This is a genomic window from Pseudomonas sp. B5(2017) (assembly GCF_002112825.1).
Lineage (GTDB): Bacteria > Pseudomonadota > Gammaproteobacteria > Pseudomonadales > Pseudomonadaceae > Aquipseudomonas > Aquipseudomonas putida_Z.
The window spans coordinates 251,386-270,520 of sequence record NZ_NEIR01000007.1 but is presented as its reverse complement, the minus strand read 5'-3'; the positions used below and the strand labels follow the sequence as shown (position 1 = coordinate 270,520).

Below are 19,135 nucleotides of genomic sequence, written 5' to 3'. Positions count from 1 at the left end.
ACTCGATGGGCGGTCTTTTCCAATCCACCAGCTGGAAGCAAACCATGAACAACAATAATAGCCTGCTACGCCACATTCCGTGGCTGGCGCTGGCAGTCATAGGAGCCTGTGCGCTGGGTGTGGTTGCCCTGCGTCGCGGCGAGGCGATCAATGCCTTGTGGATCGTGGTCGCGGCAGTGGCCATCTACCTGGTCGCCTATCGCTACTACAGCCTGTTCATCGCCAACAAGGTGATGCAGCTCGACCCACGCCGTGCCACCCCGGCGGTGCTCAACAACGACGGCCTGGACTACGTCCCGACCAACAAACACATCCTCTTCGGTCACCACTTCGCCGCCATCGCTGGTGCAGGGCCCTTGGTCGGGCCGGTACTCGCCGCGCAGATGGGCTACCTGCCCGGTACGCTGTGGCTGATCGCCGGCGTGGTGCTGGCTGGTGCGGTGCAGGACTTCATGGTCCTGTTCCTGTCCACCCGCCGCAACGGCCGTTCGCTGGGCGACATGGTGCGCGAGGAGATGGGCCGCATCCCGGGCACCATCGCCCTGTTCGGCTGCTTCCTGATCATGATCATCATCCTCGCGGTACTGGCGCTGATCGTGGTCAAGGCCCTGGCCGAAAGCCCGTGGGGCATGTTCACGGTGATGGCGACCATCCCGATCGCGATGTTCATGGGCATCTACATGCGCTACATCCGCCCGGGCCATATCGGTGAGATCTCGGTCATCGGCGTGGTGCTGCTGCTGGCTTCGATCTGGCTGGGGGGCCAGATTGCCGCAGACCCGACCTGGGGCCCGGCGTTCACCTTCACCGGCGTGCAGATCACCTGGATGCTGGTGGGCTATGGCTTCGTCGCTGCGGTACTGCCGGTATGGCTGGTACTGGCGCCACGTGACTACCTGTCGACCTTCCTCAAGATCGGCACCATCGTCGGCCTGGCCATCGGTATCCTGATCATCGCGCCCGAGCTGAAGATGCCGGCGCTGACCCAGTTCACCGACGGCACCGGCCCGGTGTGGAAGGGCACCCTGTTCCCGTTCCTGTTCATCACCATTGCCTGTGGCGCGGTGTCCGGCTTCCATGCGCTGATCTCCTCGGGGACCACGCCGAAGCTGCTGGACAACGAAACCAACGCCCGCTACATCGGCTACGGCGGCATGCTGATGGAATCGTTCGTTGCCATCATGGCCATGGTCGCCGCCTCTGTGATCGAGCCAGGCGTGTACTTCGCCATGAACAGCCCGGCCGCAGTGGTCGGTGCCGACGTGGCGTCGGTTGCGCAAACGGTGAGCAGCTGGGGCTTCCTGATCACCCCTGAGCAGCTCGAGGCCACCGCCCGCGACATTGGCGAGCACACCGTGCTGGCCCGTGCCGGTGGTGCGCCGACCCTGGCCGTGGGTATCGCGCAGATCCTGCACCAGGTGCTGCCGGGTGAAAACACCATGGCCTTCTGGTACCACTTCGCGATCCTGTTCGAGGCGCTGTTCATCCTCACCGCGGTAGACGCCGGCACCCGTGCCGGGCGCTTCATGCTGCAGGACCTGCTGGGCAGCTTCGTGCCGGCGCTCAAACGCACCGAGTCGTGGACTGCCAACCTGATCGGTACTGCCGGCTGCGTGGCCCTGTGGGGCTACCTGCTGTACCAGGGCGTGATCGACCCGCTGGGTGGCATCAACACCCTGTGGCCGCTGTTCGGTATCTCCAACCAGATGCTGGCCGGTATCGCCCTGATGCTCGGCACCGTGGTGCTGATCAAGATGAAGCGCCAGCGCTACGTCTGGGTCACCCTGCTGCCGGCCGTGTGGCTGCTGATCTGCACCACCACCGCAGGCCTGATCAAGCTGTTCGACCCGAACCCGGCAGTCGGCTTCCTGGCCCTGGCCAAGAAGTACAGCACCGCGCTGGACGCCGGCCAGGTACTGGCCCCGGCCAAGGACATCGGGCAGATGCAGCACGTGATCTTCAACGCCTACACCAACGCCGGCCTGACTGTGCTGTTCCTGGTGGTGGTGTTCAGCGTGCTGTTCTTCGCTGTCAAGGTCGGCTTCGCCGCCCTCGGCCGCAAGGAGCGCACCGACAAGGAAACCCCGTTCCAGGCCCTGCCTGACGCTTGAGAGGACTGCTGCGATGTTCAACGACCTGGGTCGACTGGGTAAGTACCTGGGGCAGGCAGCCCGCCTGATGGTCGGCATGCCCGACTACGACAACTACGTCGAGCACATGCAGACCAAGCACCCGGACAAGCCGGTCATGACGTACGAGGAGTTCTTCCGCGAACGCCAGGAAGCGCGTTATGGCGGCAAGTCCGGGCCCAAGTGCTGCTAAGTCCAGGCTAGCGCGGTACTGTGTAGGAGCGGCCTTGTGTCGCGATCGGGCCGCAACGCGGCCCCGGCAATTTTGGCTGCGAAGCTGAAAATCCGGGGCCGCTTTGCGGCCCGATCGCGACACAAGGCCGCTCCTACAGGGATCGCGCTCCCCCCGTCCATTTCACTGCACAGGAGATGTTCTGCGTGCAGACGCCTATCCCCGTAACCGTACTCACTGGCTTCCTCGGTGCCGGCAAGACCACCTTGCTCAAGCACATGCTCAAGGCCGAGCACGGCCTGAAGATCGCCGTGATCGAAAACGAATTCAGCGAGGCCGGCATCGACAGCCAACTGCTGGGCGACGAGCCGGTGCAGGTGATGACCCTGGCCAATGGCTGCGTGTGCTGCAGCATCCATGGCGACCTGACCCGCGCCTTGTACCTGCTGCTCGAACGCCTGGATGCCGGCGAGATCGCCTTCGACCGCCTGGTAATCGAATGCACCGGCCTGGCCGACCCGGCGCCGGTGGCCCAAACCTTCTTCATCGACGAAGAGCTGCGTGAGCGCTACATCCTCGATGGCATCATCACCCTGGTCGATGCCGCCCACGCCGAGCTGCACCTGACCCAGACCATCGCCCAGGCCCAGGTCGGCTTTGCCGATCGCCTGCTGCTGAGCAAGACCGACCTGGTCGAGCCCGCTGCGGTCGAGGCCCTGCGCGAGCGCCTGGCCCGCATCAATGGCCGGGCTGCGATTCGCGTGGTCGAGCATGGTCGCATCGACCTGGCCGAGCTGCTGGATGTGCGTGGTTTCAACCTCAACCCCGATCTGGGCGCGAACCTGAAGCCAGCGCTACGCCCGCTGCTCAAGCCCGCTACCCCGGACCGGATCTCCACCTTGGTGCTGCGCACGGAAAGCGCGCTGGACATCGACCGCCTCAGCGACTTCATGAACGAACTGCTGGAAACCCACGGCAAGCAGCTGCTGCGCTACAAGGGCGTGCTGAACATTGCCGGTGAAGCGCGCAAGCTGGTGTTCCAGGGTGTGCTCAAGCTCTATGGCTTCGACTGGGACGCCGAATGGGCCGAGGGGGAAACCCGCGAGAGCGTGATGGTGTTCATCGCCGACGAACTGCCCGAAGCTACGATTCGGGCTGGGTTCGAGGCGCTGGCTGCGGGCTGAGCTGACGCGGCGTCTGGGCCTGGAACCACTGCGGCCATGAGCTGCGGTGGCGTGTCTCGAGCTCGATGCACGGGATCAGGCGCTCGGTCAGCAGCGCCGTCTGCCGCACCGCCTTGGCGGTGCGGTACTTGACGCTGTGGATGCACTCGCGGTCGCCGAACTCGCAGCGGTTCAGCGCGGTGCCGCCGCAGGGTCCGTTGGCCAGGCCCTTGGGGCAGGTTTCCGGGCAGATGTACAGGGTGTCTTCCAGGCGGCAGCGGCCGCAGGTGTCGCAGCCTACCAGCGGGTGCTTCACCGCGTGCTCCACCTTGTGCAGCACCTGCGCGCCAAGGCGGGTAGCCCACATCGGTTGGCGCACGGCCCAGCCAAATGCCTTGCTCAGGCCATTGCGGCGGCTGAACAGCAGCGAATGCATGCCGTGCATCAGGTGATAGCGCGCTTTCTCCTTGAACGAGGCATCGACCCGTGACTCGCCCTGGCGCCAGCTTGCCTGCGGCGGATGGAAGCTGACTGCCGGCAGGCCGGGCATCTGCCAGCTGGCCTGCCAGGCCGGCGCCCATTGTTCCAGTGTGTGGATTTGCGCCTGCCAGTGCTCGATGCGTGCCTCCAGGGCCAGCAGTTGCTTGAGTTCGTGAACCCCCGACAGATGCACGCCGGCGTAGCCCATCAGCTTCACGCCGATGATCTGCAAGGCCAGGCGGTCGACGCTGCGCGCCTGGGCAAAGGCCTTGGACTGCGCCGCTTCCGCTTCCAGCATGTCGCGCATGGACGGCGTGACGGTCACGCCGGCCACGTGTTCGAGCATCGTCGCACGCCCGTGGGTGAGGCTCATCAGGCAGGCCAGCATCGGCTTGGGCGCGGCCTGGCGGTTCATCCAGTGCATGGCTTCCTGGTGTTTGCCGGCATCGAAACCCAGTTGCAGGGTGAGGAAGTCGGCGCCCGCCGCCAGTTTTTTCTCGGCCTTGAAGTATTGGGCGCCGCCTTCTTCCTCGCAGTACTTGAACGGGTTGAGCGCCGCGCCAAGCAGCCAGTGCGGGCAGGCCTGGCGGGCGATCTGCAGGGCTGCGACCGATTCCAGGTAGCGCACCGGGCGCTGGCCGGGCTGGTGGCCCGGCAGGCGGTCGCCGGTGAGCAGCAACAGCTGGTCGAGGCCGGCGGCATCCATGCGTTGCAGTTGGGCGAGCAGGTGGTGGCGTTCGCGGTCCTTGCCGGAGAAGTGCGGCAGGGCGGGTACCGGGGTGCTGAACGAGGCGAGGGCGTCCAGTGGCGACATGTCCAGCGGGCTGCCGACCCGGTCGCCGATGGCCACGGTCATCGGCCAGCCACACAGGTGCGCACGTGCCAGGATCGCGTCCATGGCGGCGAAGCGTTCGGCCGAGGGCTTGGGAACGAACTCCATGACGCAGACGAAGGTGTTTTCGCGCAGCGCGGTTTTCAGCAGGCTCATGGGGCCGGGTACCTGGTTTGGTCAGGGTGGCATTGTGCGGCAGAAGGCGGGTGGGATCATGTCCGGATGCGCAGGGTGGTGCTCTGAATGAGACATCCGGGTTTGCCTGTGCCGGCCCTTTCGCGGCTAAAGCCGCTCCCACAGGGTGGCGCGGTACCTGTAGGAGCGGCTTTAGCCGCGAAAGAGCCAGTACAGGCAGTACAAATTCACGAACATGAATAAGTCTTGAGTTCATCTCAAATTTAATGAGTTTGTCTCAAGATGAAAGTGCCCGGAAAATCCCCTCATTCATTTATGCATGCTGAGGGACAAGACATGGCACTGGCACACAACCTGGGCTTTCCACGTATCGGCCACGACCGCGAGCTGAAAAAGGCCCAGGAAGCCTTCTGGAAGGGTGAACTCGACGAAGCCGGCCTGCGTGCCGTCGGCCGCGAGCTGCGTGCCCGCCACTGGCAGGTGCAGAAAGACGCCGGCATCGAACTGCTGCCGGTCGGCGACTTCGCCTGGTACGACCAGGTGCTGACCCACTCGCTGACCTTCGGCGTGATCCCGCAGCGCTTTCGCAGCCACGACGCTGCCGGGCCTACCCTGCAGACCCTGTTCGCCATGGCCCGTGGCGCTGTGGGTGACAGCTGCTGCGGCGGCGCGCACGCCCAGGAAATGACCAAGTGGTTCGACACCAACTACCACTACCTGGTCCCCGAATTCACCGCCGACCAGCAGTTCGCCCTGAGCTGGGAGCAACTGTTCGAAGAAGTGGCAGAAGCCCAGGCCCTGGGCCACGCGGTCAAGCCGGTGGTAATCGGCCCGCTGACCTACCTGTGGCTGGGCAAGGCCAAGGGTGGCGATTTCGACAAGCTGGAGCTGCTCGACCGCCTGCTGCCGCTGTATGACCAGATCCTCAACCGCCTGGCTGCCCAAGGCGTGGAATGGGTGCAGATCGATGAGCCGATCCTGGCCCTGGACCTGCCTCAGGACTGGAAGAATGCCTACGAGCGCGTCTACAACATCCTTCAGCGGGCGCCACTGAAGAAGCTGATCGCCACCTACTTCGGCGGCCTGGAAGACAACCTGGGCCTGGCCGCCAACCTGCCGGTCGATGGCCTGCACATCGACCTGGTACGTGCGCCCGAGCAGTACCCGACCATCCTCGACCGCCTGCCGGCCTACAAGGTGCTGTCGCTGGGCCTGGTCAACGGCCGCAACGTCTGGCGCTGCGACCTGGAAAAGGCGCTGGAGGTACTGCGTCATGCCCATGAGCGCCTGGGTGAGCGGCTGTGGGTGGCGCCGTCCTGCTCGCTGCTGCACAGCCCGGTGGACCTGGACCGTGAAGACCAGCTCGATGCCGAACTGCACAGCTGGCTGGCCTTCGCCGTGCAGAAGTGCCAGGAAGTGGCGCTGCTGGCCAAGGCCATCAATGCCCCGCACGCCGACGATGTGGCCGCCGCACTGGCCCAGAGCCAGGCCGTGCAGGCCAGCCGCGCCGCTTCGCCGCGTATTCACAAGCCGGCCGTGCAGGCCCGCCTGGCGGCCATCAAGCCCGCTGATAGCCAGCGTCAGTCGGCGTTTGCCCAACGTATCGCCAAGCAACGTGCGGGGCTCGACCTGCCGGCGTTCCCGACCACCACCATCGGTTCGTTCCCGCAGACCTCGGCGATTCGCCTGGCACGCCAGGCCTACAGGCAGGGCAAGCTGACCGAGGCCGATTACGTCGAGGCCATGCACAGCGAGATCCGCCATGCGGTGAAAATCCAGGAGGACCTGGGCCTGGATGTGCTGGTGCACGGCGAGGCCGAGCGCAACGACATGGTCGAGTACTTCGCCGAGCAGATCGATGGCTATGTGTTCACCCGCTTCGGCTGGGTGCAGAGCTACGGTTCGCGCTGCGTGAAGCCTGCGGTGATCGTTGGCGACCTGAGCCGGCCGAAGGCCATGACCGTGGAATGGATAAAGTACGCTCAGGGTCTGACCAGCAAGGTGATGAAGGGCATGCTGACCGGCCCGGTGACCATGCTGATGTGGTCGTTCCCACGTGAAGATGTGAGCCGCGAAGTGCAGGCGCGCCAACTGGCGCTGGCGATCCGCGACGAAGTGGTCGACCTGGAAGCGGCGGGCATCAGGATCGTGCAGATCGACGAAGCGGCCTTCCGTGAAGGCCTGCCGCTGCGCCACGGCGCCTGGGCCCATTACCTGGAGTGGGCCACCGAGGCCTTCCGCCTGTGTGCCTCGGGGGTGCGTGACGAAACCCAGATCCACACCCACATGTGCTACAGCGAGTTCAACGACGTGATCGAGTCGATCGCGGCGATGGATGCCGACGTGATCACCGTCGAGACTTCGCGGTCGGACATGGAGCTGCTGGCGGCCTTCGAGCGGTTCGCCTACCCCAACGAGATCGGCCCGGGTGTGTATGACATTCACTCGCCACGGGTGCCGACCCGTGAGGAAATGGTCAAGCTGCTGCGCAAGGCTGCCCGGCGTATCCCGGCCGAGCGCCTGTGGGTCAACCCGGATTGCGGGCTGAAGACCCGTGGCTGGCCGGAGACCGAGGCAGCGCTGGTGAACATGGTCGCAGCTGCCCGCGAGCTGCGTGCCACTGCCTGATTCTTCGCTGCCTGTACCGGCCCTTTCGCGGGTAAACCCGCTCCCACAGGGCCCCCACTGGATTCAGCTTCAGTGGGGGCCCTGTGGGAGCGGGTTTACCCGCGAAGAGGCCGGGCCTGCTTGACTCAGCCCGAGATCAACGCTCGATTGCCAAGGCCACGCCTTGCCCGCCACCAATGCACAGGGTTGCCAGGCCTTTCCTGGCGTCCCGCTTGATCATCTCGTGCAGCAGGGTCACCAGCACCCGGCACCCGGACGCACCAATCGGGTGGCCAAGGGCAATCGCCCCGCCATTCACGTTGACCCGCGTGGCATCCCATTCCAGCGCCTTGCCCACGGCCAGCGCCTGCGCGGCAAAGGCTTCGTTGGCTTCGATCAGGTCCAGCTCAGCCAATTGCCAGCCGGCCTTGTCCAGGCAGCGCTGGGTGGCCGAAACCGGGCCGATGCCCATGATCGCCGGGTCTACACCGGCACTGGCATAAGCCGCGATCCTGGCCAGCACCGGCAGGCCCAGGGCCTTGGCCTTGGCGGCGCTCATCAGCAGCACGGCGGCGGCGCCGTCATTCAGGCTCGAGGCGTTGCCGGCGGTGACGCTGCCGTCCTTCTTGAACGCCGGGCGCAGTTTGCCCAGGGATTCGGCGGTGGTATCCGGGCGTGGCTGCTCGTCCCGCGCGAACACCTTGGGTTCTCCCTTTTTCTGCGGCAGCACGATCGGGGTGATTTCATCATCGAAGCGGCCGGCCTCCATCGCCGCTACCGCCTTGCGCTGCGACTCGGCGGCAAAGGCATCCTGCTGCTCACGGCTGAGGCCGTACTGGTCCACCAGGTTTTCGGCAGTAATACCCATGTGGTAGTCGTTGAAGGCATCCCACAGGCCGTCGGTGATCATGCTGTCGATCAGCTGGCCATGGCCCATGCGCTGGCCGGTGCGGGCCGACGGCATCACGTAGGGGGCAAGGCTCATGTTCTCCTGGCCGCCGGCGATGACTACCTCGGCGTCACCACAGCGGATGGCCTGAGCGGCCAGGTGCAGTGCCTTCAGGCCCGAACCGCAGACCTTGTTCAGGGTCATTGCCGGCACGCTGAAGGGCAGGCCGGCCTTGATCGCGGCCTGGCGTGCCGGGTTCTGCCCGGCACCGGCGGTAAGCACCTGGCCGAGGATGACTTCGTCGACCTGCGCCGGGGCCAGCCCGGTCTGTTCCAGCAGGCGCTGGATCACGGCGGCACCCAGGTCTACTGCAGGCACAGTGGCCAAGGCGCCCTGGAAGCTGCCGATGGCGGTACGGGTTGCGGCGACGATGACCACGTCGTTCATGTTGTTGTTCTCCGTGCGATGGGCGTAATGCCTCAAGCATCGGTGGCTTTGGCTCATTTGTTAAGTTTGTTTTTCTTTGCGATTGATGCGTAAAGCAAATGAATGAGCGTAAAGCGGCCTGCAGAACTATGCTGAGGGATGCGCTACTACACTCATCTGGATGGGAGCACATGCCCATGCGTACATTGATCGCGCTGACCCTTTTGATTGGCAGCAGCACTGTATTAGCCGCCACCGAATGCACCACCGCTGACAAAAGCACCTGGCAGGATCAGGAAAAATTCCAGGCGCAGCTCAAGGAGCAAGGCTACAAGATCAACAAGTTCAAGGTCACCAAGGGCAACTGCTACGAGATCTACGGTTTCGACAAGGATGGCAAGAAGGTCGAGATCTACCATGACCCAGTGACGGGCAAGGCAGTCAAGACCGAGTACCACGATTGAACAGCGACGGCACGGTACAGCTGTGGGACCCCCTACTGCGGCTGTGCCACTGGTCGATCGCCGTGGTGTTCTTCGCCAACTACTTCTTCAACGAAGAGGGTGAAGACTGGCACCAGTGGCTGGGCTACTACGCACTGGCCGTTGTGGTGGTGCGTGTGATCTGGGGCTTTGTCGGGCCACGCAGCGCGCGTTGGGCCGACTTCTGGCCAACCCCGGCAAGCCTGGTCGGGCATGCTCGGGCGCTGCTGCATGGGGAGCTTGACCATCACATGGGGCATTCGCCGATTGGCGCCCTGGTGATGATGCTGATGCTGACCTGCATTGCCGGCCTGGGCCTTACCGGGTGGGCGTCGCAGGAGGTGGACGCGCTGTTTGGTGTCGACTGGCCGATGGACCTGCACAGCTGGCTGGCCAACGCGCTGCTGGTGCTGGTTTGCGTGCATGTGCTGGCGGCCATCTACGAGAGCGTGCGCATGCGGGAAAACCTGCCGTGGTCGATGATCACGGGGCGCCGTCGGCACCGCGATTGACTGTGGCGGCCTCTTCGCGGGCAAGCCCGCTCCCACAAGGACTGTGCAAAACTCAAGGTTTGCGCAGTACCTGTGGGAGCGGGTTTACCCGCGAAGAGGCCAGCACAGGCAACTCTGCTACACAGCCGGGCACTGATGGGTCACACAGTGAATCCCCCCGCCCCCCGCAGCAATGGCATCGATATCCAGCTGCACGATATCCCGCCCCGGATACAACGCCGCCAGCAGCCCCCGCGCTTTCTCGTCCGCCGCCCCATCGCCAAACTGTGGCGCAATGATCGCGCCATTGATCACGAAGTAGTTGATGTACCCAGCGGCAAAGTCGTCATTGCCTTTGCTGAACCTGTTGCGCCGCCCGTGCAGCGGCGGCGACACGACATGCACCTGCAACCTGCGGCCCTCGGCATCGGTGGCCCGCTTGAGGATATCCAGGTGCTTGCGCGTCACGGCGTAGTCATACGAGTCCGGGTCGTTATCCAGGTTGGCAATCACCACCCCCGGCCTGACGAAGCGGGCATAGAAGTCCACGTGCCCGTCGGTGATGTCCTGGCCGGCGATGCCCGGTAGCCAGATGATCTTGCTCAGCCCCAGGCGCTCCTTGAGCTCCGCCTCGATCTCGGCCTTGCTCCAGCCTTTGTTGCGGTTGGCGTTGACCCAGCTGCTCTCGGTCATGATGCCGGTGCCGTGGCCGTCCACCTCTATGGCGCCGCCTTCACCCACCAGGTCGCTGCGCTGGTAGCGGGCACCGGCCAGCGTGGTTACGCGCCTGGCCAGTTGGGCATCGTTGCGGTGACGTTGCTTGTTGCCCCAGCCATTGAAGTTGAAGTCCACCGCCGCCAGGGCTCCGTCATCATCGACGACGAAGTTGGCGCCGATGTCGCGCATCCAGATGTCGTCCAGCTCGCACTCGACGAAACTTGTGCGCTGGCTGGCACAGTGTTGCTCGGCCAGCTCGCGCTCGCTGGCCCGGCAGAACACCGTCACTGGCTGATAGCGCGCGATGGCCTGGGCGATGCGACCGAGGGCGGCCTGCACATCGGCGGTGAAGTCCTCCCAGATCGCATTCTGGGCGCCGAAGGCGATGAATGCGCGCTGCTGCGGCTCGCCTTCGTCCGGCATGAACCAGCGCCCCGGTTCTTCGGCGCGGGCCAGGCCCAGCGGTAGGCCGAGGCTGGCACCAAGGCCGGCGGCCAGCGAAAGTTGCAGGAAGGTTCTACGGCTTGGCATGGCTCAGTCCTGTGCAGTCTTGAAGCGGGTCCACACGCGCATGCGTGCACGCATGTCGGCCTGTGGGATATCGCGGCCCGGGATCAGCCGGGCATAGGTGGCTTGGTCGAGGTAGATATCGGGGTTGTCGCGCATGCGCGGGTCCACTGCCTGGCGTGCCTTGGCGCTGGCGGTAGGGTAACCGGTGAAGTTGCTGATGGCCGCCATGTTCGCCGGGCGCATGACGAAATTGATGAAACGATAGGCGTATTCCGGGTGCTTGGCATCGGCCGGGATGGCCATGGTATCCATCCACACCGTGGTGCCTTGGCGCGGCACGCGGTACTGGAAGTCGAGATGCTTGCCCGCGGCGTCGGCGGTACGCTGCGCCTGGATCACGTCGCCACTGTAGCCCAGTGACAGGCACAGGTTCTCGTTGACCAGTTCGGTCACCGGTTGCGACTGGAACTTGCGCACGTACGGGCGAATCGCCTTGAGCAGTTCGCTGGCTGCGGCCAGGTCTTCGCGCTTGGCACTGCGTGGCTCGCGGCCCAGGTAGTTGAGGACCACTGCCAGCACTTCGTCGGGCGAGTCGATGACTGAAATACCGCAGTCGGCGAATTTGGCGGCCAGCTCCGGCTTGAACAGCAGGTCGAGGTTGTCCAGCGGTGCATCGGGCATGCGCTGGCGGACTTTGTCGGCATTCACCGTCAGGCCGATGGTGCCCCAGGTGTAGGGCACGGTCGCCTGGCTGGCCTTGGGGTATCGGGCGTGCAGCTGACGCAGCCCGGGCTCGATGTCGTCCAGGGCCTCCAGGCGGCTGTGGTCCAGTGGCTGCAGGCTGCCGGCGCGCATCAGGCGCTCGGCGACGGTATCACCGGGGAAGACCAGGTCGTAGCCACTGCGCCCGGACATCAGCTTGGCCTCGAGCACTTCGCTGCCATCCATCACATCGTAGATCACCTGGATGCCGGTTTCGGCCGTGAACTGCTTGAGAGTGTCCTCGGCAAAATAGTCGGCCCAGTTGTACAGGCGCAGCACGGGCTGCTCGGCCTGAGCCTGGCAGGCGCAGACGGCCAGCGCCAAGGCGGCCAGAACGTGGCGTTTCATGCTCATGCCCTCAGGGTGTGTGGGTGGGTGCCGTCCAGGGTCAGCAGCGGTGCGTACATCTCCGGGCGGCGATCGCGGTAGATGCCCCAGCTCAGGCGGTCTTCCCGCATGCCGGCCAGATCCAGGTCGTGCAGCCAGATGCCACTGCTGTCGCGGTCGGCTTCGGCGAGCATGGCGCCCTTGTGATCGCAGATGAACGACGAGCCATAGAAGCGCATGGCCAACGATGCGTCGCTGGCTGCGACTTCTTCGCCCACCCGATTGGCCGCCACCACCGGCAACAGGTTGGCGGCGGCGTGGCCGCGCATGGCCACCTGCCAGTGGTCGCGCGAGTCCAGTTCGGCACAGCCGGGCTCGGAGCCGATGGCGGTGGGGAACAGCAGCACTTCGGCGCCCATCAGTGCCAGGCAGCGGGCGGTCTCGGGGAACCACTGGTCCCAGCAGATGCCGATGCCCAGGCGGCCGAAGGCGGTGTCCCAGACCTTGAAGCCGGTATCGCCGGGGCTGAAGTATTCCTTCTCCTGGTAGCCGATGGCGTTGGGGATGTGGGTCTTGCGGTAGACGCCAAGCAGGCGGCCATCGGCATCGGCCACGGTCAGCGAGTTGAAGAAGGCATTGCCGGCGCGCTCGTACCAGCTCAGCGGCAGCACCACGCCCAGCTCGCCGGCCAGTGCGGCGAAGCGCTGCAGGATCGGGCTGGCGGGGTAGGGCTGGGCGAGGGCCTGGTGCTGGTGGTCCTGTTCGATGCAGAAGTACGGGGTGGCGAACAGCTCCTGCAGCAGGATCACCTGGGCCCCCTTGGCGGCAGCCTGGCGTACCAGTTGTTCGGCGCGGTCGAGGTTGCCAGGCAGGTCCCAGCTGCACGGCATCTGGGTGGTGGCGATGCGCAGCAGGCTCATGGCTGCACCTCGGGTTGTTGCTGGGTGATGCAATGGATGCCGCCACCGCCATGGGCGATGTGGTCGATGCGCACCGGTACGATCTCCCGGCCCGGGAAGGCGTGGGCCAGTTGCGCGGCGGCTTCCTGGTCGGCGGCGATGCCATAGGCCGGCATGATGATCGCGCCGTTGGCGATGTAGAAGTTGGTGTACGAGGCGCAGAATACCTCGGCGTCCTGGTCGACGGCGGCGCTGGCTTCATACAGGTCGAGCAGCTCGAAGTGCCGGCCTTGCGCGTCGGTGGCCAGTTCCAGGGCGCGGCGGTTTTCCCGCACGACTTCGGCGTATACCGAATGCTGGTCATGGGTGGCATCGACCAGCAGCACGCCGGGTCGGGCGAAGGCGCATACACCGTCGACGTGACCGTCGGTCATGTCGCCGGTGATGTATTGTGGGTCACCCGGTAGCCAGATGGTCTTGCGGATGCCCAGGTAGCGGGCGAAGCAGGCCTCGAACTCGGCCTTGCTCACGCCAGGGTTGCGGTTGGGGTTGAGCAGCACCGACTCGGTGGTGATCAGGGTGCCTTCGCCGTCCACATGAATCGCCCCGCCTTCGTTGCACAGCGCAGTGCTGAAGCCATCCAGGCCCAAGTGGTCGAGGATGCGCCGGCCGAGGCTGCGGTCCTGGCCGTGTTGCGACTTGCCTCCCCAGGCGTTGAAGCGCCAGCTCAGGCCGGCCAGGCCATGCTGTGGGTGGCAGACGAAGCTAGGGCCGCTGTCCCGGCACCAGCTGTCGTCCACGGCCATTTCGACCAGTTCGATGTTGGCGCCGCAGAGGGCACGTGCGCTTTGCAAGGCCGAAGGGTCGACCACCATCTTCACCGGCTCGAAACGGGCGATGGCCGCCGCGACCCGGGCGTAGTCCTGCTGTACGTCGGCCAGGCGCACGTGCCAGCCGCTTTCCCACAGGGCCTGGTTGTGTGGCCAGACCATCCAGGTGGCAGCGTGGCGGGCCCATTCGGCGGGCATGCGCCAGCCGCTGTCGAGGGACAGGTGCATAGTGAACTCCGATCAATTAAGGATTTTTATCAACGAAGCCCGCCGTCGCGGGTGTTGATGTCCATGCTATGGCTAGGCTTGGCCTGCGACAAACGATAGATTTAGCGCACATCTGATCAGCAGGGCTTATCAATCATGCTCAAACACTGGCCACCCCTGAATGCCCTGCGCGGCTTCGAAGCCGCTGCGCGGCTGGGCAGCTTCCACAAGGCCGCCGAAGCGCTGAACCTGACCCAGTCGGCCATCAGCCAGCAGATTCGCAGCCTGGAAACCTACCTGGAGCAGCCGCTGTTCCACCGCAGTGGCCGCAGCGTGAGCCTGACCGACGCCGGGCACGACCTGCTCAGCACCACGCAGTCGCTGCTGCAGCACCTGGCGGTGGGCATTCGCCGGCTCGACCAGTACCGCAAGCCCAACCAACTGGTGGTCAACACCAGCCCGGCCTTTGCCAGGCACTGGCTGCTGCCGCGGCTGGCCGACTTTCACCAGCGCTGCCCGGATGTCGACTTGTGGTTGTTCACCAGTTTCGAGGTGCCGGACATGGCGACCGAGACCATCGACCTGGCCATCCGCGACGACCTCAGTGCCCAGGCCGAGTGCAGCTTCAACGTGCTGCACCAGGACCAGCTGTACCCGGCCTGCCACCCGGCGTTGCTGCAAACGCCGATGTCGCGGCGCACCACCTTGCATGGCGAGCGCGAGATGGACTGGAGCCACTGGCAGCTGGAGGGTGGCGAGGATGTGGGGCAGCAGGGCAAGGGGCTGAACTTTTCCGACCCCGGGCTGCTGCTGGATGCGGCGAGCGAGGGGTTGGGGGTGGCCCTGGTCAGCCAGTTGCTGGCGCGGCGGGCGGTGGAGGAGGGGCGTTTGCAGGCTTTGTCGGCGCAGCGCGTGCGTGGGCCGGCGTGGGCGTGCCTGGTGCATCGGGATAGCCAGGATGATCCGCTGGCCCGGCAGTTCCTGGAATGGCTGAAAGGGGCTCTCTTGTCAGATTGATGTTGCCTGCACTGGCCCTATCGCCGGCAAGCCAGCTCCCACAGGTCCCTCACAGGGCTCAAGTTTTGCGCTGTCTTTGTGGGAGCTGGCTTGCCGGCGATAGGGCCGGTACAGGTAATCCACCGTTTTGCATCCCCAAGATCACCCCGTAATATGTGTCGGATAACCTGCGGGGGTAGTCTCACCCTCTGATCAACCGGAATCGCCCATGGCGGCGCTTCCCCCGGCATAAACCTGACGAGGTACAGACATTGGCCATCATTCATCCTAAGGTCCGCGGTTTCATCTGCACCACGACTCACCCGAAGGGCTGCGAGCTCAACGTCCGTGACCAGATCGAAGCCACCCGCAAGCTGGGCGTGCGCGAGGATGGCCCGAAGAAGGTCCTGGTCATCGGTGCTTCCAGCGGCTACGGCCTGGCAGCCCGCATCACCGCGGCGTTCGGCTTCAAGGCCGACACCCTGGGCGTGTTCTTCGAAAAGCCAGGCACCGAGACCAAGGCCGGCACCGCTGGCTGGTACAACGCTGCAGCCTTCGACAAGTTCGCCAAGGCCGAAGGCCTGTACAGCAAGTCGATCAATGGTGACGCTTTCTCCGACGAAGCCCGTGCCAAGGTCATCGAACTGATCAAGAACGAAATGGGCGGCAAGGTCGACCTGGTCATCTACTCGCTGGCCTCGCCAGTGCGCAAGCTGCCGCAGACCGGTGAACTGGTGCGTTCGGCCCTGAAGCCGATCGGCCAGCCGTACAAGTCGACCGCCATCGACACCAACAAGGACACCATCATCGAGGCCAGCATCGAGCCGGCTACCGAGCAGGAAATCGCCGACACCGTCACCGTCATGGGTGGCCAGGACTGGCAGCTGTGGATCGACGCCCTGGCTGGCGCCAACGTGCTGGCCGAAGGCGCCCGCACCGTGGCCTTCAGCTACATCGGCAGCGACATCACCTGGCCGATCTACTGGCACGGTGCGCTGGGCCAGGCCAAGCAGGACCTGGACGAAACCGCCCTGCGCCTGGACAAGAAACTGGCCGGTGAAGTAAAGGGCGGCGCCAACGTGGCGGTGCTGAAGTCGGTGGTTACCCAGGCCAGCTCGGCCATCCCGGTGATGCCGCTTTACCTGTCCATGGTGTTCAAGATCATGCAGGAGAAGGGTGTTCACGAAGGCACCCAGGACCAGCTGGACCGCATGTACCGCGACCGCATGTACCGTGCCGACGGCGCGCCGGCCGAGGTCGACGAGAAGGGCCGCCTGCGCCTGGACGACTGGGAACTGCGTGATGACGTGCAGGACGCCTGCAAGGCGCTGTGGCCACAGGTGACCACCGAGAACCTGTTCGAGCTGACCGACTATGCCGGCTACAAGAAGCAGTTCCTCAACCTGTTCGGCTTCGAGCGCGCTGACGTCAACTACGACGAAGACGTGGCTACCGATGTGAAGTTCGACTGCGTCGAGCTGTAATCGCTGTCGGCCTGTACCGGCCCTTTCGCGGGTAAACCCGCTCCCACAGGGATCCCTTTTAACTTGAGGGAAATGGAGTACCTGTAGGAGCGGGTTTACCCGCGAAGAGGCCGGTACAGGCTATAAAATCTTTGCTAGCTTTGGCGCACAACAACAGGGAATGTGCCATGAGCAGCCTCACCCAACCCGCCACTGCCTTTCGCCACACCGCAGCCGACGGCTACAGCCTCGGCGGCTTCCGCTGGCGCCACGCCCGACCTGACCCCCAGCGCCCGCTGGTGATCATCAACGCTGCCACCTCGGTACGCTGCCGCTACTACTCGCGTTTCGCCGACTACCTGTTCGCCCAAGGTTGCGATGTGCTGACCTACGACTACCGTGGCATCGGCGAATCCCGCCCGGCCTCGCTGCGCGGCTTCCAGGCATCCTGGAGCGACTGGGGCCGGCTGGATTTCGAAGCCATGCTGGTGCATGCCGCAGAACATTTCCCCGGCCAGCCGGTGGACGTGGTGGGGCACAGTTTTGGCGGCTGCGCAGTGGGGCTGGCACCGTCGGCGAGCAAGGTTCGCCGGGTGGTGATGGTTGGCGCGCAATTCGCCTATTGGCGCGATTACGCGGCTGACCAGCGTTGGCAACTGTTCGGCAAGTGGCATGTGGTAATGCCGCTGCTCACCCGGGTGTTCGGTTACTTTCCCGGCAAGCGCCTGGGTTGGCTGGAGGACACGCCATCCGGCGTGGTGCACGACTGGACCACCCGTACCCCACGCTATGAGCACCGACCCAGCGGGCGTGCACTGGAGGCACTACCGTTCGCCCAGGTGCGGGCGGCGACGCTGGCCATCAGCCTGACCGATGACCCCTTTGGTACCGTGGCGGCGACCGAACGTTTGCTGGGTTATCTGCAGGGCGCCGAGCGCCAGCACCTGCGCATTGCGCCTGTGGATATCTCGGTCGATGAAATTGGCCATTTCGCGTTCTTCCATGACCGCTTTCGCGAAAGTTTGTGGCCGGTGGCCTTGCAGTGGTTGCGGCAGGGGGGATTGGCGGGTGAGGTGCCGGGAACCATCATCAGCTGAGGTTGGTTTCGAGATCTTGGGGCCGCTCTGCGGCCCTATCGCGACACAAGGCCGCTCCTACAAGGGAACGCGGTCTTCTGTAGGAGCGGCCTTGTGTCGCGATGGGCTGCAAAGCAGCCCCGGCTATCTCAAGCCTTGCGCGCAAGCGGCAGCTCGGCAAACTTGACGCCCGCCAGCCCATGCTTGATCAGCGCACGGATATTGCCATGGTCGCTGCCCTCGGGCGTGGCTACCACGTCACGGTAGTGCTCGCCAAAGGCCAGCAGTGCTTCCTGGTCGCTCAGCCCTTCCAGCACCGCCAGGCCCAGGGTCTTGCACGAACCTTCGTTCTGCCCGGCCGCATTCGCCACGCCGCCATTGTCGAAGGCCTGTGGCTGGTAGCTGTAGTTGTCGGCAATGAACGCCAGGGTGTCGGCAAACATGTGTTGGCCGCTGGCCAGGCTGGCGCGCAGGGTGTTCAGGTCAGTCACGGGGTTTTCCTTTTTCGAACGCCGCTTGTTGGTCGGCGCTGGCTTCTTTCTGGTATTGGGCTTTCCACTCGGCGTAAGGCATGCCGTACACCGCTTCGCGGGCGTCATCCAGGCTCAGGTCGAGCTGGCGCTCGTCAGCCGCGGCCTTGTACCACTTGGACAGGCAGTTGCGGCAGAAGCCGGACAGGTTCATCAGGTCGATGTTCTGCACGTCGGTGCGCTTCTGCAGGTGTTCGACCAGGCGCCGGAACGCGGCGGCCTCGAGTTCGAGCTGTTGCTGTGGGGTCATGGGCTTCTCTCAGGTCATGCGGTTCTTCAGGTGGCGGCCACCGTTGATGACCACCTGGCTGCCGGTGCTGTACTGGCTGGCGAGCAGGTACTTGACTGTCTCGATCAGCGGGCCGGCGCCGGGTTCGAACTCCAGCAGGGCCTTTTTCAGGGTCTGCTGGCGGTAGGTTTCGTCACCCCCTTCCTTGAGGATCAGCAGCCCCGGCAGGATACCGTTCACATGCACCTTGGGCGCATATTTTTCGGCGAACGACAGCACCATGTTCTGCAATGCGGCCTTGGTCGCGGCGTAGCCGATATGGCTTTTGCTGCCGCGTGAAGAGGTTTCGTCGCAAATGTGGATGATGTCGGCCTTTTCCACCTTGGCCAGCAGGTCGCCCAGGGCCAGGTTGAGGTGGTAGGGCGCTTCGACGTGCAGGCGGAACATGGTCTCGAGGTTGTCGAGGCCATCGTCGAGCCACAGCGAGGCGTTGTGGATGATCGCGCGCAGGCCGTCGTAATGGTTGTGCAGATACTCGATCAGGGCCTGGCGGTCGGCCGCCTGGCACAGGTCTGCCTGGAACTGCACGATGTTCGGGTGGGCCGCCTGTGGCTGGACGCTGCGGCTGGCACTGACCACCGTATGGCCGGCCTGTGCCAGTTCAAGGGCCAGGGCCAGCCCGACGCGCTGGCTGGCTCCGGTAACGAGAATGGGGCTGTTCATGTTCGGGGCGGTCAACTTGTCTGTCCTTTGGTTGCCGCCCAGCATACCCGAACTGTCTAC

At 64.7% G+C, this 19,135-nt stretch carries 18 protein-coding genes; 9 read left to right on the top strand and 9 right to left on the bottom strand.

Annotated features, from left to right (window positions below; genetic code table 11):
* Positions 1-44 precede the first annotated feature (44 nt).
* The 3 genes from CAG00_RS13315 to yjiA all read left to right on the top strand — a co-directional run bounded on the left by CAG00_RS13315 (position 45) and on the right by yjiA (position 3,485).
* Entirely contained in the window at positions 45-2,111 is a 2,067-nt protein-coding gene (locus CAG00_RS13315; protein ID WP_085664455.1) for a carbon starvation CstA family protein, read from the top strand.
* 13 nt (positions 2,112-2,124) lie between these two features.
* A complete protein-coding gene (locus tag CAG00_RS13310) occupies positions 2,125-2,322 on the top strand; it encodes a YbdD/YjiX family protein (RefSeq protein WP_013974210.1) in 198 nt (65 codons plus the stop codon).
* Positions 2,323-2,507: 185 nt separating this feature from the next.
* On the top strand, positions 2,508-3,485 hold the full coding sequence (gene yjiA, locus CAG00_RS13305; RefSeq protein WP_015271793.1) for a GTPase: 978 nt from the start codon (positions 2,508-2,510) through the stop codon (positions 3,483-3,485).
* On the opposite strand, the gene CAG00_RS13300 is transcribed toward yjiA, so the two are convergent.
* The gene (locus CAG00_RS13300; protein ID WP_085664454.1) at positions 3,445-4,932 is read right to left on the bottom strand and encodes a methylenetetrahydrofolate reductase C-terminal domain-containing protein; all 1,488 of its coding nucleotides are present in this window, start codon (positions 4,930-4,932) and stop codon (positions 3,445-3,447) included. The two genes, yjiA and CAG00_RS13300, sit on opposite strands and share 41 nt — an antisense overlap.
* A gap of 315 nt (positions 4,933-5,247) precedes the next feature.
* Between CAG00_RS13300 and metE the strand changes: the two genes are divergently transcribed.
* Positions 5,248-7,539 (top strand): 5-methyltetrahydropteroyltriglutamate--homocysteine S-methyltransferase, encoded by a 2,292-nt coding sequence (gene metE / locus CAG00_RS13295; protein WP_085664453.1) that lies wholly within the window; start codon positions 5,248-5,250, stop codon positions 7,537-7,539.
* Between the two features lie 136 nt (positions 7,540-7,675).
* Here the strand turns inward: metE and CAG00_RS13290 are convergent, their stop codons facing one another.
* On the bottom strand, positions 7,676-8,854 hold the full coding sequence (locus tag CAG00_RS13290; RefSeq protein ID WP_085664452.1) for an acetyl-CoA C-acetyltransferase: 1,179 nt from the start codon (positions 8,852-8,854) through the stop codon (positions 7,676-7,678).
* Between the two features lie 176 nt (positions 8,855-9,030).
* Here CAG00_RS13290 and CAG00_RS13285 point away from each other — a divergent pair, with 176 nt between their 5' ends.
* Entirely contained in the window at positions 9,031-9,297 is a 267-nt protein-coding gene (locus CAG00_RS13285) for a PepSY domain-containing protein (RefSeq protein WP_085664497.1), read from the top strand.
* Complete coding sequence (locus CAG00_RS13280; RefSeq protein ID WP_025340632.1) at positions 9,294-9,827, top strand: cytochrome b/b6 domain-containing protein; 534 nt, start codon at positions 9,294-9,296, stop codon at positions 9,825-9,827. Before CAG00_RS13285 ends, CAG00_RS13280 begins: the two co-directional genes overlap by 4 nt.
* Positions 9,828-9,944: 117 nt before the next feature.
* Here CAG00_RS13280 and CAG00_RS13275 read toward each other — a convergent pair whose 3' ends face one another.
* From CAG00_RS13275 to CAG00_RS13260, 4 genes are read right to left on the bottom strand one after another with little or no spacing between them, the layout of a single operon-like run.
* The gene (locus tag CAG00_RS13275) at positions 9,945-11,054 is read right to left on the bottom strand and encodes an agmatine/peptidylarginine deiminase (protein WP_085664450.1); all 1,110 of its coding nucleotides are present in this window, start codon (positions 11,052-11,054) and stop codon (positions 9,945-9,947) included.
* Between the two features lie 3 nt (positions 11,055-11,057).
* The gene (locus CAG00_RS13270; protein WP_085664449.1) at positions 11,058-12,143 is read right to left on the bottom strand and encodes an extracellular solute-binding protein; all 1,086 of its coding nucleotides are present in this window, start codon (positions 12,141-12,143) and stop codon (positions 11,058-11,060) included.
* Between the two features lie 2 nt (positions 12,144-12,145).
* Entirely contained in the window at positions 12,146-13,042 is an 897-nt protein-coding gene (aguB, locus tag CAG00_RS13265) for an N-carbamoylputrescine amidase (RefSeq protein WP_025340629.1), read from the bottom strand.
* Positions 13,039-14,079 (bottom strand): agmatine/peptidylarginine deiminase, encoded by a 1,041-nt coding sequence (locus CAG00_RS13260; protein WP_085664448.1) that lies wholly within the window; start codon positions 14,077-14,079, stop codon positions 13,039-13,041. Before CAG00_RS13260 ends, aguB begins: the two co-directional genes overlap by 4 nt.
* Before the next feature lie 135 nt (positions 14,080-14,214).
* Between CAG00_RS13260 and CAG00_RS13255 the strand changes: the two genes are divergently transcribed.
* The 3 genes from CAG00_RS13255 (at position 14,215) to CAG00_RS13245 (ending at position 17,614) form a co-directional block, all read left to right on the top strand.
* Positions 14,215-15,075 carry a LysR substrate-binding domain-containing protein gene (locus tag CAG00_RS13255; RefSeq protein ID WP_025340627.1) on the top strand — a complete coding sequence of 287 codons (861 nt, stop codon included), beginning with the start codon at positions 14,215-14,217 and terminating at the stop codon, positions 15,073-15,075.
* A gap of 251 nt (positions 15,076-15,326) precedes the next feature.
* On the top strand, positions 15,327-16,538 hold the full coding sequence (gene fabV, locus CAG00_RS13250) for an enoyl-ACP reductase FabV (RefSeq protein ID WP_075046363.1): 1,212 nt from the start codon (positions 15,327-15,329) through the stop codon (positions 16,536-16,538).
* Positions 16,539-16,705: 167 nt separating this feature from the next.
* Complete coding sequence (locus CAG00_RS13245) at positions 16,706-17,614, top strand: alpha/beta fold hydrolase (RefSeq protein WP_085614340.1); 909 nt, start codon at positions 16,706-16,708, stop codon at positions 17,612-17,614.
* 128 nt (positions 17,615-17,742) lie between these two features.
* Here the strand turns inward: CAG00_RS13245 and CAG00_RS13240 are convergent, their stop codons facing one another.
* The 3 genes from CAG00_RS13240 to folM are packed head-to-tail and all read right to left on the bottom strand — an operon-like array spanning position 17,743 to position 19,120.
* On the bottom strand, positions 17,743-18,084 hold the full coding sequence (locus tag CAG00_RS13240; RefSeq protein WP_085664447.1) for a HopJ type III effector protein: 342 nt from the start codon (positions 18,082-18,084) through the stop codon (positions 17,743-17,745).
* Positions 18,077-18,373 carry a DUF1244 domain-containing protein gene (locus tag CAG00_RS13235; RefSeq protein ID WP_003260708.1) on the bottom strand — a complete coding sequence of 99 codons (297 nt, stop codon included), beginning with the start codon at positions 18,371-18,373 and terminating at the stop codon, positions 18,077-18,079. The genes CAG00_RS13240 and CAG00_RS13235 overlap by 8 nt, the downstream gene beginning before the upstream one ends.
* A gap of 9 nt (positions 18,374-18,382) precedes the next feature.
* Positions 18,383-19,120, bottom strand: a complete 738-nt coding sequence (gene folM / locus CAG00_RS13230; protein WP_075046361.1) for a dihydromonapterin reductase — start codon at positions 19,118-19,120, stop codon at positions 18,383-18,385.
* Positions 19,121-19,135: the final 15 nt, after the last annotated feature.

Coding starts and splice junctions, on each gene's coding strand:
- CAG00_RS13275 (WP_085664450.1), bottom strand. CDS start 11,054: ATGCCAAGCCGTAGAACCTTCCTGCAACTTTCGCTGGCCGCCGGCCTT.
- metE (WP_085664453.1), top strand. CDS start 5,248: ATGGCACTGGCACACAACCTGGGCTTTCCACGTATCGGCCACGACCGC.
- CAG00_RS13270 (WP_085664449.1), bottom strand. CDS start 12,143: ATGAAACGCCACGTTCTGGCCGCCTTGGCGCTGGCCGTCTGCGCCTGC.
- CAG00_RS13245 (WP_085614340.1), top strand. CDS start 16,706: ATGAGCAGCCTCACCCAACCCGCCACTGCCTTTCGCCACACCGCAGCC.
- folM (WP_075046361.1), bottom strand. CDS start 19,120: ATGCTGGGCGGCAACCAAAGGACAGACAAGTTGACCGCCCCGAACATG.
- CAG00_RS13315 (WP_085664455.1), top strand. CDS start 45: ATGAACAACAATAATAGCCTGCTACGCCACATTCCGTGGCTGGCGCTG.
- CAG00_RS13260 (WP_085664448.1), bottom strand. CDS start 14,079: ATGCACCTGTCCCTCGACAGCGGCTGGCGCATGCCCGCCGAATGGGCC.
- CAG00_RS13235 (WP_003260708.1), bottom strand. CDS start 18,373: ATGACCCCACAGCAACAGCTCGAACTCGAGGCCGCCGCGTTCCGGCGC.
- CAG00_RS13300 (WP_085664454.1), bottom strand. CDS start 4,932: ATGAGCCTGCTGAAAACCGCGCTGCGCGAAAACACCTTCGTCTGCGTC.
- aguB (WP_025340629.1), bottom strand. CDS start 13,042: ATGAGCCTGCTGCGCATCGCCACCACCCAGATGCCGTGCAGCTGGGAC.
- CAG00_RS13290 (WP_085664452.1), bottom strand. CDS start 8,854: ATGAACGACGTGGTCATCGTCGCCGCAACCCGTACCGCCATCGGCAGC.
- CAG00_RS13255 (WP_025340627.1), top strand. CDS start 14,215: ATGCTCAAACACTGGCCACCCCTGAATGCCCTGCGCGGCTTCGAAGCC.
- CAG00_RS13285 (WP_085664497.1), top strand. CDS start 9,031: ATGCGTACATTGATCGCGCTGACCCTTTTGATTGGCAGCAGCACTGTA.
- CAG00_RS13310 (WP_013974210.1), top strand. CDS start 2,125: ATGTTCAACGACCTGGGTCGACTGGGTAAGTACCTGGGGCAGGCAGCC.